Raw genomic sequence first — 15,268 nt, forward strand, 5'->3', positions numbered from 1 at the left:
TGGAGGGGCTGGAGAAACTGGAGGAGCGGGAGCGGCTGAAGGAGTTGAAGGAGGCGGCGGTATGCGGGTCGGGGACGAGTTGCCGGAGCTCACCATCCCGGTCACCCGGACGCTGATCGTCTCCGGCGCGATCGCCTCGCGGGACTACCAGGACGTGCACCACGACGCCGCGGCGGCACAGGAGAAGGGCTCCCCCGACATCTTCATGAACATCCTCACCACGAACGGCCTGGTCGGCCGGTACATCACCGACCACTTCGGTTCCGGGGCGATCCTGCGCAAGGTGGCGATCAGGCTGGGAGCGCCCAACTATCCCGGTGACACGATGGTGTTGAGCGGTTCCGTGGCTCAGGTCGAGGGTGACACGGCCACGGTGAAGGTGGTCGGGGCCAACGGCACAGGCAAGCACGTCACCGGCACCGTCACGGTCACCGTCCCGGGCGGGGCACGAGGCGAGGCGCGAGGCGGTCCACCAGGCAGACCACGAGGCGAGGCACCCGGCAGGACATCGGCGGGGGGCGCGGCATGAGCGTACGCAGACGCGACGTCCTCGGCGGGAGGGCCGCCGTGGTCGGGATCGGGGCCACCGAGTTCTCCAAGGACTCGGGGCGCAGTGAGCTCAGGCTCGCCGTGGAGGCGGTGGGCCTCGCGCTCGCCGACGCCGGGCTCAGCCCCGCCGACGTGGACGGCATGGTCACGTTCACCATGGACACCAACCCGGAGATCACCGTCGCGCAGGCGGCCGGGATCGGGGAGCTGTCGTTCTTCTCCCGCGTCCACTACGGCGGAGGCGCGGCCTGCGCGACCGTCCAGCAGGCGGCGCTCGCCGTGGCGAGCGGAGTGGCCGAAGTCGTCGTCTGCTACCGCGCGTTCAACGAGCGTTCGGGGCGCCGCTTCGGTTCGGGCGTGCAGCACCGGGAGCCGTCGGCGGAGGGCGCGGCGCTCGGCTGGGCGCTCCCCTTCGGGCTGCTGACGCCCGCGTCCTGGGTGGCGATGGCGGCCCAGCGCTATCTGCACACGTACGGCCTGACGCCCGACGCCTTCGGACATGTCGCGGTCACCGACCGGAAGTACGCGGCGACCAACCCGGCGGCCTACTTCCACGGGAAGCCGATCACCCTCGCGGACCACGCCGCCTCACGCTGGATCGTCGAACCGCTGCGCCTCCTGGACTGCTGCCAGGAGACCGACGGCGGCCAGGCGATCGTCGTGACGAGTGTGGAGCGGGCCCGCGACCTGCCGAAACCACCGGCAGTGATCACGGCGGCGGCTCAGGGGGCGGGCCGGGCGCAGGAGCAGATGACCAGCTTCTACCGCGACGACCTGAGCGGGCTGCCGGAGATGAGCGTGGTGGCGCGGCAGTTGTGGCGCGGCTCCGGACTCGCGCCCGGCGACATCGACGTGGGCATCCTCTACGACCACTTCACTCCGTTCGTGTTGATGCAACTGGAGGAGTTCGGTTTCTGCGGGCCGGGCGAGGCGGCGGACTTCGTGGCCGAGGAGACGCTGCCGCTGAACACGCACGGAGGGCAGCTCGGAGAGGCGTATCTGCATGGGATGAACGGCATAGCGGAGGCGGTCCGGCAGGTGCGCGGCACGTCCGTGAACCAGATACCGGGCGCGGCGCGCACGCTGGTCACCGCGGGCACCGGTGTCCCGACATCGGGGTTGATTTTGGCGGCGGACGGCTGAACGCGGAGCGTGTCACCGCCGCGGAAGCGGCCCCGGGCCCTTCACTCGGCGTATGCGTTGCCAAAAGCTGATGATGGGACTTGTCCTCGCCGTCGCGCTCACCACTCTGGTCGTGGGCGTGCCGCCGAGCGGCGCCGTGAGCAGAGCCGAGGCCAAGGAGCGTGCGGCCGGAGCGGAGGGAGCGGCCGGGTGGCCGGCCGGGGTGTCGACCTTCCGCGGACGGGCCTTCGACACCTGCCTCGCGCCGTCCGCCGACACGATGCGCCGCTGGAAGGCCTCCGCCTACGGAGCGATCGGCATCTACTACGGGGGCCGCGGCCGGGCCTGCAAGCGCCAGCCGCAGCTGACGCCCGGCTGGATGCGCAAGGTGCGGGCGCAGGGGTGGAAGGTGCTGCCGGTGTACGTCGGGTCGCAGTCGCCCTGCGTCTACGCGAAGCACAAGAAGGGCGTACGCATGGGGCGCTACCCCGTGCGGCAGGGGATGAGGGAGGGGCGTGACGCGGTACGCGAGGCGAAGGCACTCGGGATGCGGCGGCTCAGCCCGCTCTATCTGGACATGGAGGCGTACGCCTACCGGCAGAAGTGGTGCGCGCACGGCACCCTCGCCTTCGTGCGCGCCTGGAACCGCGAGGTGCGCAGGCAAGGGTACGTCCCGGGGTTCTACAGCAGTGCGAACTCCGGCGTTCGGCACATGGAGACGGCGCGGCGGGCAGGGGTGCGTGACCTGCCGTCGGTGATGTGGTTCGCGCGCTGGCACACGCGGCCGCACCTGTACCGCGAGCCGGTGCTGCGGCGCGACGCGTGGCACCCTGAGCGGCGCATTCACCAGTACGCGGGGAACGTGACGGAGCGCCACGGCGGACGTACGCTCAAGATCGACCGGAACCTCGTGCACGCACCGGTGGCGCGAATCGGCTAGGCCCCCGCGACGCCTGCCGAGGGGCCGGAAGCGCGGCACTCTCGGGGGTGAACCCTCAGGGGTGTGCTCCGCCTCCTCCACCTTCAGGAGGTGGAGCTACCACCCCGCGTACAACCTGAGGCGGACACGGCTTAGGGACCTGCGGCCGATCCGCTGAAGTAGGGGGCGCTTCTAGCGTGGAGCCATGACCGTATCCATGGTGCCCATGTGCACCAGCGCATCGAAGGCCGCGACGCGGACAGCGAGTCCTTCGGCGTATCCGTCGTTCGCGTCGTACGTCCGGGCACGTCAGCCCGTGTTGCTGCGCACCGCGCGCTCGCTGACCGCGAATCCCAGCGATGCCGAGGATCTGCTGCAGACCGCCCTCACCAAGACCTATGTCGCGTGGGACCGGATCGAGGACCATCGGGCGCTCGACGGCTATGTGCGCCGGGCCCTCCTGAACACCCGGACCTCGCAGTGGCGCAAGCGCAAGGTCGACGAGTTCGCCTGTGACGAGCTGCCCGAGCGCGAGGTGACGCCGGTCGCGGACCCGGCCGAGCAGCAGGTGCTGAGGGACGCGATGTGGCGCGCGATCATGAAGCTGCCGGCGCGGCAGCGGGCGATGGTCGTCCTGCGGTACTACGAGGATCTCAGCGAGGCCCAGACGGCCGAGGTGCTCGGGGTGTCCATCGGCACCGTGAAGAGCGCGGTGTCGCGTGCGCTCGGCAAGCTCCGCGAGGACCCGGAGCTCACGCCGGTCCGCTGAGCCGTCAGCGGACGATCGGTGCCCTCGGTGGTCGATCGAGGGTTGTCGACCGGTGGCCCCGCCCCGATGATCGTCGCGGCTCCGCCGGACCTTTCTTCTCCCGACCTAGTGACATACCGTGCGGTATGCGGCAACAATCTGGCGAGCCCTACTGCCAGGTAGGTCATTCGGGAGCCGCCCCGGATGAATGCCGCGCGCCCACCGGGAGGACGCCGTGCTGAGCACGATGCAGGACGTACCATTGACCGTCACCCGCATCCTCCGGCACGGGACGACCGTGCACGGGTCGTCGCAGGTCACCACGTGGACCGGCGAGTCCGGCCCGCAGCGCCGCAGCTTCCGCGAGATCGGTGAACGCTCGGCCCAGCTGGCGCACGCGCTGCGCGAGGACCTCGGGGTCGACGGCGACGAGCGTGTCGCGACGTTCATGTGGAACAACGCGGAACACGTCGAGGCCTACTTCGCGGTCCCCTGTATGGGCGCCGTCCTGCACACCCTCAATCTCCGGCTTCCCGCCGACCAGTTGACCTGGATCGTGAACCACGCGGCCGACCGGGTCATCCTCGTCAACGGCTCCCTCATCCCGCTGCTCGCGCCCCTCCTTCCGCAGCTCCCGACCGTCGAGCACCTGGTGGTCTCGGGCCCGGGCGACCGCTCGCCGCTGGCCGGAATCCAGGCGCGGGTGCACGAGTACGAGGACCTGATCGCCGCCAAGCCCACGACGTACGACTGGCCCGATCTCGACGAGCGCACCGCCGCCGCCATGTGCTACACCTCCGGCACCACCGGCGACCCCAAGGGCGTCGTCTACTCCCACCGCTCCATCTACCTGCACTCGATGCAGGTCAACATGAGCGAGTCCATGGGCCTGACGGACGCGGACACCACCCTCGTGGTCGTCCCGCAGTTCCACGTCAACGCCTGGGGCCTGCCACACGCGACGCTGATGACCGGCGTGAACATGCTGATGCCGGACCGTTTCCTGCAGCCCGCCCCGCTCGCCGAGATGATCGAGACGGAGAGGCCCACGCACGCGGCCGCCGTCCCCACCATCTGGCAGGGGCTGCTCGCCGAGCTCTCCGCGAAGCCGCGTGACGTCAGCTCGCTCGGCCAGGTCACCATCGGCGGCTCGGCCTGCCCACCCTCGCTGATGGAGGCGTTCGACAAGCTGGGCATGCGGGTCTGCCACGCCTGGGGCATGACGGAGACCTCCCCGCTGGGCACGGTCGCCCGGCCGCCGGCCAAGTCCATCGGCACCGACGACGAGTTCGCCTACCGCCTCACCCAGGGCCGCTTCCCGACCGGCGTCGAGGCCCGCCTGGTCGGCCCCGGCGGCGAGCACCTGCCCTGGGACGGCGAGTCCGCGGGCGAGCTGGAGGTGCGCGGGCCGTGGATCGCGGGCGCCTACTACGGCGGCGCGGGCGGCGAGGAGCTCAAGCCCGAGGACAAGTTCAGCGCGGACGGCTGGCTGAAGACCGGCGACGTCGGTGTGATCAGCTCCGACGGCTTCCTGACGCTCACCGACCGTGCGAAGGACGTCATCAAGTCGGGCGGCGAGTGGATCTCCAGCGTCGAGCTGGAGAACGCGATCATGGCCCACCCGGATGTCGCGGAGGCGGCGGTCGTCGCCGTCCCCGACGACAAGTGGGGCGAACGCCCGCTCGCCACGGTCGTGTTGAAGGAGGGCGCGAGCCTCGAATACGCCGCCCTGCGCGACTTCCTCGCGGGCACCATCGCCAAGTGGCAGCTCCCCGAGCGCTGGGCGATCGTGCCGGCGGTGCCCAAGACGAGCGTCGGCAAGTTCGACAAGAAGGTGCTCCGCAGGCAGTACGCGGCCGGGGAACTGGACGTCACGAAGCTCTGACGGCAAACGCGTCGCGCCGCTCCCCCGCGGGAGCGGCGCGACGCCATGTCCTGATGAGGGCAGGGACCCAGTGCCCTAGTTCGTGCCGATCTTCGCCAGCAGGTCCACGATGCGGCCCTGCACCTCGCTGCTCGTGGACCGCTCCGCGAGGAAGAGCACCGTCTCCCCCGCCGCGAGCCGCGGCAGCTCCGTCTCGTCGACGGCGGCGGTGTAGACGACGAGCGGCGTGCGGTTCAACTGGCCGTTCGCGCGCAGCCAGTCGATGATCCCGGCCCTGCGGCGACGCACCTGCATCAGGTCCATCACCACCAGGTTCGGCCGCATCTGCGCCGCGAGCGTCACCGCGTCCGCGTCGCTCTCGGCGTGCGCGACCTGCATGCCACGCCGTTCGAGCGTCGCGGTCAGGGCGAGCGCGATCTCCTCGTGTTCCTCGATGAGCAGGACGCGCGGCGGGTGCTGCTCGCTGTCGCGGGGCGCGAGGGCCTTCAGGAGTACGGCGGGGTCGGCTCCGTACGCCGCCTCGCGCGTCGCCTGGCCGAGTCCCGCCGTGACGAGCACGGGAACCTCGGCGGCGACGGCGGCGGTGCGCAGCGACTGCAGAGCCGTACGCGTGATCGGTCCGGTCAGCGGGTCCACGAACAGCGCCGCGGGGAACGCCGCGATCTGGGCGTCGACCTCCTCGCGGGAGTTCACGATGACGGGACGGTACCCGCGGTCGCTCAGCGCCTGCTGCGTGGTCACGTCGGGCGCGGGCCAGACCAGGAGGCGCCGCGGGTTGTCCAGCGGCTCGGGCGGCAGCTCGTCGTCCATGGGCTGCGGCTGGGGCCGGTTGGCGACCTCGACGGCGCCGCCGGGGCCGTCCAGCGGCTCCGGGCCCTCGTCGGCGTCCTCGTCAGGGGCGCCGATCGCGTACGCCCGGCCTGTGCCCTCGCTGGAGGACGCGATCCGGGACTGCGGGTGGCCCTGCGCCTGGGGGTGCGGGCGTGCCGCGGCCTCGGGGCGGTCATCGCCTGCGGGGGCGGGCGGAGTGGACAGCCTGCGGCGGCGCCCCGAGCCTCCGACGGAGCCACCGAGGGAGCCGCCGAGGGAGTGGGACTGCGGCTGCCCCGGAGCCGCGGGCTGCGCAGGCACAGGCGCCGGCTCGGGCAGGGGTCCCGCGGTGGGCCGCTGCGGTGCGGCCGGGGCAGGGGCCGGGGCGGCGGGCTGGGGCTGCCCCTGGGGCGGTACCTGAGGGGCGGGCGGTGCCTGAGACGCCTGCTGCGGCTGAGGGGCCTGAGGGGCCTGAGGGGGCTGCTGGGTGGGGCGAGCCTGTTGGGCCGGGGAAGACTGCGCGGGGTGCGGAGGCTGCGGAGCTGTCGCCGGAGCGCCCGGCGCACCAGGCGCACCAGGCGCGGTGGTCGCACTCGGAGCACCAGGCGCGGCCGGCGCCTGGCCCTGCTGCCGCAGCCCGAGACGGCGCTGCTGCTGCTCGGCGATCTGCTGGCCGAACGGCACCCCTTGCCCGAGCGTGCGCACGCTGAACGCGCGCCCCTGCGTCGAGTTGGGGTCACCGGGCGCGGCCTCGGCGGGCAGCGGCTGCGCGGCCCTCGCCTGGGTCCCGCGCTCGGGCGGGAGCGCGACGCCCCTGCCCGGCGTGTGGACGCCCCGTGCCGGAGTGCCTTCGGCGTACGTCGTGGGCTGCGAGGGAACACCGGCGGGCGGCGTAGCCTGCGCGCCCCCCGCAGGACCGGCGGTCGCGGGCGCCGCAGGAGCGGCAGGCGCCCTCGGCGCGGCGGAAGCGGAAGCAGTCCCCTGCCCCTGCTGCGGCCCGTGTCCCTGTCCTTGACCCTGGCTCTGACCCTGACCCGGACCCTGGCTCTGGTCCTGACCCTGTTCCTGTGCCGGACGTGACCGGCGGCGGCCCGTCGGCGCCTCCGGGGGGTGCGGCTGCGGCGGGGTGTGGTCGTTGCCCGGGTGGTGCAGGGCGGCTTCGTGCTGCCCCGTGTCGTCCTGGTCCGCGGACGCGGGCGGGAGCGCGAAGACGCGCCCACTGGGTGCCTCCTCGGCGGCTGCCCGCTCCTTGGCGGCGGCCAGCGCACGGCGACGCCGCCCCGTCGGACGGGGCGAACCCTGGCCCGCGTCACCGGCGACGGCGCCCGGCCCGGCGACAGCCACAGCCGTCCCGGCCCCGGAACCCCCGGCGGCAGCACCCTCCTGCCCACCACCGCCCGAAGGCAGAGCGGGCGGCAACGCCAACTGGTCGTCGTTCCGTCGAGCCCGCTGCCCGGAAGCGGCAGGGGCCACCGCCCCCGCGGGAACCGGCACGCCCTGCGGCGGCACCGTCTCCCCCAGAGCCGCGGACCCGGCAGCATGCTCGGCAGCCGTCACCACGGAGCCGACGGAGCCCACAGCGCCTCCGGAGCCGACCGCGCCCCCGGTCTCCGGGGAAGCCATGGCCCGCTCGGCGGCGCTGGGCCGGCCGCGTCGGCGCCCGGTCCCACCGGAAACCCGCACACCTTCGCCCAGCGAGGGCGCCTCCGGGGCAACCGACGCGGCGGCTTCGGCGACCTGAGCCGCCGCGGTCTGAGCGGCCGTGCCCTGCGTCTCCGCGGCCTGCCTCTCCGCGCCCTGCGTCGCGTCGGCCTCCGCCGCACGCCGCCCGCGCCGACGACCGGTCCCGCTGGGCGAACCCTCGGGCCCGGCGCCACCAGCGACAGCACCCCCCGAAGTCCCGCCGTCGGAAACACCGGAAACGCCGGAAACACCGGAAACGCCGGAACCGTCGGAACCGTCGGAAACCGAACTCTCCAGGAACGAGTCGACCGAGGGGGCGGCAGCCCGCCGGGCCCGTCGTCGACCGCCACCCGTGGCGGGCGAAGCCTGCGCCGGCACCACGACCGAGGAGCCGACGGAGCCGCCCGCCACCGCAGGAGCAACCTCCGGGGCAACGTCGCGGGCCACCTCGGGAGCAACTTCGCGGGCAACCTCAGGGGCCGCGGAGACCGCGCCGCCACCCGCACCGATCGGCACTTCGAGAACGTACGCATTGCCGCTCATCCCCGGCACCTCATGCGTCTGCAGCACACCGCCGTGCGCCCGGACGATGCCCCGGACGATCGGCTCGTGCACCGGGTCTCCGCCGGCGTACGGACCCCGCACCTCGATGCGGACGACCTCGCCGCGCTGAGCCGCGGCCACGACCACCGTCGAGTCCACGTACCCACCGGCGGCCACGGCCGAAGGAGCCGCACCGGCGCGCGCGTTGCCCGTGGCGTCGATCCCCGCCACGTCGGCGACCAGGTGGGCGAGCGCCGTGGCGAGCCGCCCCGGGTCCACTTCGACCTCGATCGGCGGCGCGTGCACCGCGAACTGCGCGCGGCCCGGCCCGATCAGCTCGACCGCGCCCTCCACGCCGCTCGCGACGACGGCATCGAGCATGACCTTCACGCACGACAACTGGTCAGCGCCCGAGTCGAGCGACTGGAAGCTCAGCACATTGTCGACAAGGGTGGTGATGCGCGCGTATCCGGCCGAAAGATGATGAAGGACCTGATTCGCCTCGGGCCACAACTGGCCCGCGTCGTCCGACGCGAGGGCCGACAGCTCGCGACGCAGCTCGTCGAGCGGACCCCGCAGCGAGGAACCGAGCACGGCGAGCAACTGCTCGTGCCGGGCGGCCAGAGCGTCGTACCGCGCCTTCTCCCGCTCGGCGAGCTCCTCGAACCGGTCCTTCTCGCGCTCGGCGAGCGCCGCGTAGCGCTCCTGCTCGGCCGCGATCTCCTCGGCGCGCTGCTCGGCGGCGGCGGCGAGTTCCGCCGTGTGCCGCTCGGTCGCCGCCCGCAGCTCTTCGGTGCGCCGCTCGGTCGCGGCCTGCATCTCCGCCGCGTGCTGCGCGATCGCGGCCTCGTGCTCCTCGGCCAGCGCGTCGTAGGGCCGCCGGTCGGTGAAGGTCATGACCGCGCCGACGAGCTGGTCCCCGTCCCGCACCGGCGCAGTCGTCAGGTCGACGGCGACACGGTCACCGCTCTTGGACCACAGGACCTGCCCCCGCACCCGGTGCTTGCGCCCGGAGCGGAGCGTGTCCGCGAGCGGGGACTCCTCGTAGGGGAAGGGCTCACCGTCGGCGCGCGAGTGGAGCACCAGGTGGTGCAGTTCCTGCCCGCCCAGATCGCTGGCCCGGAAACCCAGTATCTGCGCGGCGGCCGGATTGACGAGGACGACGCGTCCCTCGGTGTCCGTCCCGACGACACCTTCGGCGGCGGCGCGCAGGATCATCTCGGTCTGCCGCTGCGAGCGCGCGAGTTCGGCCTCGGTGTCCACGGCGCCCGAAAGGTCGCGTACGACGAGCATGAGCAACTCGTCGCCGGTGTAGCCGTAATTGTCGTACGCGTCCCGGATGTCCTCGAGGTTCGAGCTGGTGACCTCCACGGGGAACTCGCTGCCGTCGGTGCGGCGCGCGGTCATCCGCGTCGGCTTCGTCCGCCCGCGCTCGTCGATGGACTCGGGCCTGCGCATCGATCCGGGAATGAGCCGGGAGTCGAACTCCGGCAACAGATCGAGAAGCCCGCGTCCCACGAGGGCGGTGCCCGGTGTCTCGAACGCCTCCAGCGCGATCGCGTTCGCGTTCACGACGGTCCCGTTCGCGTTCACGAGGATCAGCGCGTCCGGGAGCGCGTCGAGTATGGCTGCGAGGCGAGCAGCGCCTCGGGATGGCCTGCTGCTCACGACGACGCTTCCTCCCTGGTTACTGCTGCTTGCCGACTCGCCCAGGCCATCTTGCCCCGCGGCCCGCGGCGTGTCACGGGAGGGAGTCTACGGGGAGTGGTTGTGCGCGCGACGCCGGATGAGAGGGAGGTCGCACGCAGAAGATGTGAGGCTTCCGTACCCCCTGGTCACGACGGGGTTGCGGCGGGGCGGATCCGGCCGTGGCCGGGAACCGGACTCGTAGGTGGCCGAAAACAGCTCGGCCGTTGTCGGGCAACGGCGGTTTCGCTGAAGTCGGAGTCGGGTTCGGAACCAGGTTCGCGGTCAGGTCGGCGGTCACGTTCGGAGTCAGGTGGGGACGCCGGGCAGCACCGGGACGAGCGCGTCCCACCGGGAGATCTCGCATCCGTTGCTGCGGTTGTACGTCGCGTCGACGGGCCGGCCGTTCCAGGTTCCGGTGATGCGAGCGGTGGCGGGGCCGCCGTACTGCATGGTGCAGTTCGCGTCGGCCGGCGTGGCCGCGAACGTGTCGGTGCCCCACGTCCCCTGGTCGAGCTTCGCGCACGCCTCCTTCGCCCGCGGGTGCGTGCCGCCCGCCGGGTGGCACTCCAGCTCGAACGTCCCGGTCCGGCCGTCCCCGGCGTTGTCGACCTCCACCGTGAGCCGGTCGGGCGTCGACTCGGTCAACGGCATCGGCAGGGGCAGGGGCAGGGGCCCCATGTCGGCGTGGGCGACGACGGGGGCGACGGACAGCGCGGCGACGGACGCGGCGGCGGTGAGGACGAGACGGCGCAGCATGACGGGGCTCCACTGGGTGCGGGGTACCGGGTACGCGAACACGTACGGGCTCTACCGCGTCTAACGCCGTTGACGCCGTGACGTTGCGGGCACGGAAAGACGCTTTGCCCTGCGGGCCGCCCGACTAGTACCGTGGAAGCCGCGATTGGTGACACGCCGCCAGGCTGTGTCATCATCTGCACGCACCCCTCGCGCTCGCGCTCGGAGTGCAAGCTGGAGGCGTCGCCTAGTCCGGTCTATGGCGCCGCACTGCTAATGCGGTTTGGGACTTAAATCCCATCGAGGGTTCAAATCCCTCCGCCTCCGCTGCAAGATCCGAAGCCCCGGTCCTGATGGACCGGGGCTTCGGCGCTTCCCCCTCGCAGGGGACGTTTCCGCAGGTCGCAAGGGGTGCGGCAAACGGATTTCACATGGCGGCGGCGGTCATGTAATGTTCTTCCTGTCGCCGCGAACGGGCCGAAAGGCCGGGGAGCGAAGACAGAAAAAGGAAAAAACAAGCACTCGTAGCTTAACGGATAGAGCATCTGACTACGGATCAGAAGGTTGCAGGTTCGAATCCTGCCGAGTGCACACAGGTAAGAGGCCCCCGGAGATCATCCGGGGGCCTCTTGCGTTGCCCGTACAGCAGCGAAGTACAGCAACACTGGGTCAGCGAGTGCCTGCCGACTCCACGGGGGTGGCCGTCTCGAAGATGTGATCCAGCGCGGTCAGATATCCCGCCGTCAGAGGCGCCGGGCCGACGCGGCGTAGGTGGAGCACCGGAGACAGGGCAGGGGTGAGGCCGTCCACGGGAGTGGTGACCAGGAGTTCGTCATCGGCGCGGTAGAGGTCTGCCCGAAGCCCAGGGTGGGTTACGAGCTTGATCCCAGGGACGTCTGCCAGCGAGGGGAAGACTTCCATCAAGGTCACGTCTTGGCCGGCGGCGGGAGCGGCGATGCGAACCCGTACCCCGGCCTCGGTCTTCGCAACGAGCATCGCGTGCAGGTCGAAGACTGCGTTGGTCAAGAAGATCGGGTTGGAGATCGCGAGGTCGATCACGCTGGTTGCTTCGAGCAGCGTTCCACGCCACAGGCCGTGTGGAACGGCGCCGCGGCTCGGGTAGCAGGCCATCAGCTCGTCACGAGGGCTCACACTGGAACGATGCCGCTCGTCGAGCATGGGCCACAAGTAGTACGGGTCGATGCGGAGCACCTTGGCCACCGCGTGCGCATTTCGTGCGTGAGGGATGCGCGTTGTTGTGATCCATCGATCCACGCTCTTCGGGTCTATCCCCAAGTGGTCTGCCAGTCCTTCCGTAGTGACGTTGGCAGCGACCATCGCCGCTCGCAGACGCTCGTTCGCGAGCCCTTGATCTTGTGCCAGGGTTGAAGGGGATCGATTCGACATGGCTCGACTCCTTCGAATCGGTCAGGCCGCGTCCGCTCAAATCGGGCGCGGCCCTCTTGTTTCCCGCCCGTCAGGCCTCAGGGTCGTGCTTGCCCCAGCGGGCGACAGTCGCGCGGGAGATGTTCGTGAGCTCAGCAATGCGTCGGTAAGGGACGCCAGCATGGACGGCCTGCACGACGAGGGGGCGCAGAGCAGTGTCCAGGCGGTCCAGCTCAGCTACGAGCCGCAGACGCTGCTCGCCAGGAGTCATCAGTTCCCGCACGGCCTTGGCGCGAGCATCTTCAGGGGTCCCTTCCGGAACATCTGAAGAGGGCGCGGTGACTACACGAGGTTGGCGCTGCTGAACACCCTTGCTGCGACTGCGAGTTCGCCGAGTGGACATGGCTCCATAGTCCCGATTCGTCTCGCATGAGACAACCTGTCTTGCAGGACTCGCATATGCCAGTTCGGGACGGAGCCAAACCAGCAGGTCATGGGGGCATAGGCCAGGTAGCACGCTGCAAGGGAAGCTGCGCGGACAGAGTTTCCCTACTTAATCAAGGCTCGCTGCGCTCGCGGCCGCCAGAGTCAGCCGCGAGCTTCAACCACCCCTTGCCTGGGTCTTCCGTCCCTGGTGAGGCGGGAGAAGCCCGCCGGGTACCGCCGCCGCGATCCGACCTAGGGAGGGAAGAAGAACCAGCAGCATCCGTAGGCCCGAGAAGCGCACGCCGAAGAACACCCCCATCAAGACCACCAGGCACGCGCCACCCAACGAAAGTCGGGATCGATCCAAGGACCGAGGGGCCGCGCACAGCGCGGGGGCGCCGGCCGGCCGCCGCCCGCCGCTTCCATGTCTCCGCCACCAGCTGCGCGCGCCGTCCGTCCGTCGCCCCGGCAGCGGCCAAAACCAAGCACGGAGCCATAGGGCACAGGGGATTGCCGCACAGCAGGCCACAGAGAGCTTTGTGTTACCGATAAGGCCGGATCGCGGCGGCGGTACCCGGCGGGCAAACCCTCTACCTGGGCCGTTGCCCCGTGGCTGGGGCGGTCGGCTCCACGGCTTTAGGCAGCCACCATGGGGCGAGCCTCGAAGATCATGGCCCCAACGTCGTGCTTTAACGGGCAGGTCCACAGACTGCCCGACTCGCCATGAGCTTACGGGGCCATGATCACTCGCCCCATGGCAGCTCCCGCCCAAAGCCGCTCCACCGACCGCGTGATGCCCCGTCCGTAGTCTCCCGCACTCATCTACAGAGAAACCAGATTTGTAAAGAACGGTTGAGTTGGTACCCGAATTTTGAGTCCCACTTTGAATGATGATTCGTACTGGAGCTTTGAGTCCCACTGTGAAAGATGGTTCCCCGAACTTTGAGTCCCACTTTGAATGATGATTCGTAGTGGAAACTTGAGTCCCACTTTGAATGACGGTTCGTAGTGGAGCTTTGAGTCCCACTTTGAATGATGGTTCCCCGAACTTTGAGTCCCACTTTGAATGATGATTCGTAGTGGAAACTTGAGTCCCACTTTGAATGACGGTTCGTAGTGGAAACTTGAGTCCTGTATCCGTGCCACCGGTCTGCGAGCTAGCTGGCCTGCAAGCAAGCTCTAGCTCGCGAGCAAGCTGGCCATCAAGCCATCAAGCCATCGAGCCATCCAGCTCTTGATCCATCAAGCCATCGAGCCATTGAGATGGATGCGACCCGGGTAACCGAAGAGGGGCTGCCGGCTCAGCTTCAAGAGTGGTTGTGATCGAGAGCCATCAAGCGCCAGTTGCTTTCGGCGACGCGACTTCCGCCATGCTCCGCTAACTGAATGATCACCGTGATCCCCTTGAGGGTAAGGGGCGAGGTCGGTGCATAGGCCACCGAGCCGGAGAGGTGTAATTGTAGCTGCGCGACACGAGTTGTCGCGTGACCACTAATTCCTGAGGCCACCCGCGTGGTTGTCGCCTACCGCGGGTGGCCGAGGCCCCGACACCGTAAAGATGGGAGCCGCCCCCATTATGGGACAGCGAACCAAGAAGGAACAGCGGCCCAGGCTGCTGAGTGTGAACATGACCGTGAGTACGGCTCTGTTCACCGTGGGCGCCCTCGCCCTCCTGGGAGGGATGGTCATCGGCAGTGAGCAGGCCGGTTCTACGAACGGATCGTCCTGCGTCGACAGCCCGCGGTACAGCAGTGAAGTACCGCAACCGCACCAACCGAACCCGTCCGACAGTACCCAAGGGCAGCCGCGCGAGGGCCAGTCCGCACCTCTCTGACCGCTCCACATAGAGCTACGGATCAGAAGGTTGCAGGTTCGAATCCTGCCGAGTGCACAGCAGACCAGAGGCCCTAGCGGGTAACCGCTAGGGCCTCTGGCTTTTGCGTTGACGGCAGTCGTTGACGGCAACCGTCCTAGATCGCGACAGGTGACCCGGCTAGGCCGTCATCGCCATCCGGCCCGTTGCCGTCATCCGCCGCCAGGGCGTCGCCCACGCGATCGAAGGCCGCCCGCTGGGTGTCGAGCCGCACGAAGGTGTAGATGTCCATGGTCACGCGGATGGAGCTGTGCCCGAGGATTTCCATGATCGTCCGGGCATCGGCGCCCTGCTCGTGCAGGAGCGAGGCGCAGGTGTGCCGAAGATCGTGGAAGCGGACCTGACGGATGCCCGCCCGGTTGCTTAGCGCCTCGAAGGCGCGGTTCAGGTTCCGGGGCTCGATCGGGGTCCCGTTGCGCGTGGTGAACACGAGACCCGATGCCGTCCACTTATCACCGGCCGCCAGCCGGTCGGCCCTCTGCTGAGCGCGCCGAGCTCGTAATGCCGTCCTGCACTCCTCTGGCAGCGCGAGCCGACGGGCGGAGCGGCGAGTCTTCGTGGCGGACAGCGACAGCTCGCAGCCTCGGCCGGGCGTGCGGCCTTCGGCCGGTCCCGCCCGGTCGGAGAACCGCCCGTGTACCGAGACGCCTTGCCTTGTAAGCAACGGCGGACCTGAGTCTCAGCGTCCCGCCGCTCCCTGTGGCTGGGGGTGGCAGGCCCTCACGGCTTTAGCCACCTCCCCGGATCGGGGCCCGCGTCGGGCAAGGCCAGGGGGCCACTCGGTCAAATTCCGGGCAGGTGCAAAGCCTGCCCGAGTTGCCGGGAAGCGTACGGCCCCCTGACCATGCCCGACCCCAATCCAGGCAGGACACCGGCCAAAGCCGCGAGTGCCGGCCACGT

The 15,268-nt window shown here is 70.1% G+C and carries 11 protein-coding genes and 2 tRNA genes; 8 read left to right on the top strand and 5 right to left on the bottom strand.

From position 1 onward, the window contains the following. The first annotated feature begins 61 nt into the window (after window positions 1–61). The 5 genes from AB0I94_RS17710 (at window position 62) to AB0I94_RS17730 (ending at window position 5,223) form a co-directional block, all read left to right on the top strand. Window positions 62–529 carry a MaoC family dehydratase gene (locus AB0I94_RS17710; RefSeq protein ID WP_363310582.1) on the top strand — a complete coding sequence of 156 codons (468 nt, stop codon included), beginning with the start codon at window positions 62–64 and terminating at the stop codon, window positions 527–529. After that, on the top strand, window positions 526–1,692 hold the full coding sequence (locus tag AB0I94_RS17715) for a lipid-transfer protein (protein ID WP_363310477.1): 1,167 nt from the start codon (window positions 526–528) through the stop codon (window positions 1,690–1,692). The genes AB0I94_RS17710 and AB0I94_RS17715 overlap by 4 nt, the downstream gene beginning before the upstream one ends. Before the next feature lie 52 nt (window positions 1,693–1,744). Further along, a complete protein-coding gene (locus AB0I94_RS17720; RefSeq protein WP_363310478.1) occupies window positions 1,745–2,611 on the top strand; it encodes a DUF1906 domain-containing protein in 867 nt (288 codons plus the stop codon). Between the two features lie 184 nt (window positions 2,612–2,795). Then, window positions 2,796–3,359, top strand: coding sequence for a SigE family RNA polymerase sigma factor (locus AB0I94_RS17725; RefSeq protein ID WP_363310479.1), 564 nt, complete (start codon window positions 2,796–2,798; stop codon window positions 3,357–3,359). Window positions 3,360–3,573: 214 nt separating this feature from the next. Further along, complete coding sequence (locus AB0I94_RS17730) at window positions 3,574–5,223, top strand: long-chain fatty acid--CoA ligase (protein ID WP_363310480.1); 1,650 nt, start codon at window positions 3,574–3,576, stop codon at window positions 5,221–5,223. Between the two features lie 75 nt (window positions 5,224–5,298). Here the strand turns inward: AB0I94_RS17730 and AB0I94_RS17735 are convergent, their stop codons facing one another. Continuing rightward, the gene (locus tag AB0I94_RS17735) at window positions 5,299–9,927 is read right to left on the bottom strand and encodes a PAS domain-containing protein (protein ID WP_363310481.1); all 4,629 of its coding nucleotides are present in this window, start codon (window positions 9,925–9,927) and stop codon (window positions 5,299–5,301) included. 327 nt (window positions 9,928–10,254) lie between these two features. Further along, window positions 10,255–10,746 (bottom strand): SSI family serine proteinase inhibitor, encoded by a 492-nt coding sequence (locus AB0I94_RS17740; protein WP_363310482.1) that lies wholly within the window; start codon window positions 10,744–10,746, stop codon window positions 10,255–10,257. A 173-nt stretch (window positions 10,747–10,919) separates the two neighbouring features. Here AB0I94_RS17740 and AB0I94_RS17745 point away from each other — a divergent pair. After that, window positions 10,920–11,010 (top strand) — tRNA-Ser (locus tag AB0I94_RS17745). Between the two features lie 191 nt (window positions 11,011–11,201). Further along, window positions 11,202–11,274: transfer RNA gene (locus AB0I94_RS17750), tRNA-Arg, on the top strand. Between the two features lie 78 nt (window positions 11,275–11,352). On the opposite strand, the gene AB0I94_RS17755 is transcribed toward AB0I94_RS17750, so the two are convergent. Both AB0I94_RS17755 and AB0I94_RS17760 read right to left on the bottom strand, forming a co-directional pair. Further along, the gene (locus AB0I94_RS17755; RefSeq protein WP_363310483.1) at window positions 11,353–12,090 is read right to left on the bottom strand and encodes a helix-turn-helix transcriptional regulator; all 738 of its coding nucleotides are present in this window, start codon (window positions 12,088–12,090) and stop codon (window positions 11,353–11,355) included. Window positions 12,091–12,160: 70 nt separating this feature from the next. Beyond that, complete coding sequence (locus AB0I94_RS17760; protein WP_363310583.1) at window positions 12,161–12,265, bottom strand: helix-turn-helix domain-containing protein; 105 nt, start codon at window positions 12,263–12,265, stop codon at window positions 12,161–12,163. Here AB0I94_RS17760 and AB0I94_RS17765 point away from each other — a divergent pair. Then, window positions 12,251–12,397 carry a hypothetical protein gene (locus AB0I94_RS17765; protein ID WP_363310587.1) on the top strand — a complete coding sequence of 49 codons (147 nt, stop codon included), beginning with the start codon at window positions 12,251–12,253 and terminating at the stop codon, window positions 12,395–12,397. The genes AB0I94_RS17760 and AB0I94_RS17765 overlap by 15 nt on opposite strands. A gap of 2,068 nt (window positions 12,398–14,465) precedes the next feature. On the opposite strand, the gene AB0I94_RS17770 is transcribed toward AB0I94_RS17765, so the two are convergent. Further along, window positions 14,466–15,032, bottom strand: a complete 567-nt coding sequence (locus AB0I94_RS17770) for a site-specific integrase (protein WP_363310484.1) — start codon at window positions 15,030–15,032, stop codon at window positions 14,466–14,468. Between the last annotated feature and the right edge of the window lie 236 nt (window positions 15,033–15,268).

The sequence above is a fragment of the Streptomyces sp. NPDC050147 genome, from assembly GCF_040660195.1.
In the GTDB taxonomy this organism is placed as follows: domain Bacteria; phylum Actinomycetota; class Actinomycetes; order Streptomycetales; family Streptomycetaceae; genus Streptomyces.

Bases quoted from the DNA above. Each gene is read 5' to 3' on its own strand.
- AB0I94_RS17725 (WP_363310479.1), top strand. From the start codon at position 2,796: ATGACCGTATCCATGGTGCCCATGTGCACCAGCGCATCGAAGGCCGCG.
- AB0I94_RS17710 (WP_363310582.1), top strand. From the start codon at position 62: ATGCGGGTCGGGGACGAGTTGCCGGAGCTCACCATCCCGGTCACCCGG.
- AB0I94_RS17715 (WP_363310477.1), top strand. From the start codon at position 526: ATGAGCGTACGCAGACGCGACGTCCTCGGCGGGAGGGCCGCCGTGGTC.
- AB0I94_RS17765 (WP_363310587.1), top strand. From the start codon at position 12,251: ATGGACGGCCTGCACGACGAGGGGGCGCAGAGCAGTGTCCAGGCGGTC.
- AB0I94_RS17755 (WP_363310483.1), bottom strand. From the start codon at position 12,090: ATGTCGAATCGATCCCCTTCAACCCTGGCACAAGATCAAGGGCTCGCG.
- AB0I94_RS17720 (WP_363310478.1), top strand. From the start codon at position 1,745: ATGCGTTGCCAAAAGCTGATGATGGGACTTGTCCTCGCCGTCGCGCTC.